This is a genomic window from Clostridium sp. CF012 (assembly GCF_018861755.1).
Taxonomy (GTDB): Bacteria; Bacillota; Clostridia; order Clostridiales; family Clostridiaceae; genus Clostridium_AD.
Genome location: NZ_JAHLEF010000153.1, coordinates 1 through 511, shown reverse-complemented (window position 1 = coordinate 511; position 511 = coordinate 1). Strand labels below are relative to the sequence as shown.

1 protein-coding gene is annotated in these 511 nt (G+C 30.1%); it reads right to left on the bottom strand.

Annotated elements, in window-relative coordinates; genetic code table 11:
• Positions 1 to 181: 181 nt before the first annotated feature.
• Complete coding sequence (locus KPL50_RS26825) at positions 182 to 454, bottom strand: transposase (protein WP_216301492.1); 273 nt, start codon at positions 452 to 454, stop codon at positions 182 to 184.
• Between the last annotated feature and the right edge of the window lie 57 nt (positions 455 to 511).

Sequence of the window (511 nt, the reverse complement as noted above, 5' to 3'; positions counted from 1 at the left end):
CTTTTACTGGCTATATGGATATCCATAATCACTTTTCCTATGTTTATATTTTCAATTTCTCTACTACTTGGTTTCTTATTAAGGTATTGGTAATAAGAGCTCCTAGATACCTTAAGAACTTTACACATTAGTTTAATATCGTGATATTTTTTATTCTTAGTTATAAATTCAAATACAGTAGTTACTTCCTTGCGAATATGCCCATAGCTTTTTTTAATATTTCATTTTCTTCCTCAAGTTGCTTGTTTTTCTTTAACATAGCTAGATAGTCTGCTGATGTTATAGTTTTGTTTTTATCCACAGCTATTGGTTTATTTTTCTTCGTCCATCCTGTTATTGTTGATTTTGATAGGGCATATTCACTGCTTAATTCTGCTAAGCTTTTTCCAGCGTTATAAAGCTCTACTATTGTATTTTTGAATTCCTCTGTGTATTGTTTTTGACCTCTTGCCATTATAAACACATCCTTCTCTTATTTATATTTTAATGTGTTCGGCTTTTCGTGTCTACA

What these genes read in the sequence shown, in the direction of transcription:
- KPL50_RS26825 (WP_216301492.1), bottom strand. Translation starts at nt 454, where the DNA reads ATGGCAAGAGGTCAAAAACAATACACAGAGGAATTCAAAAATACAATA.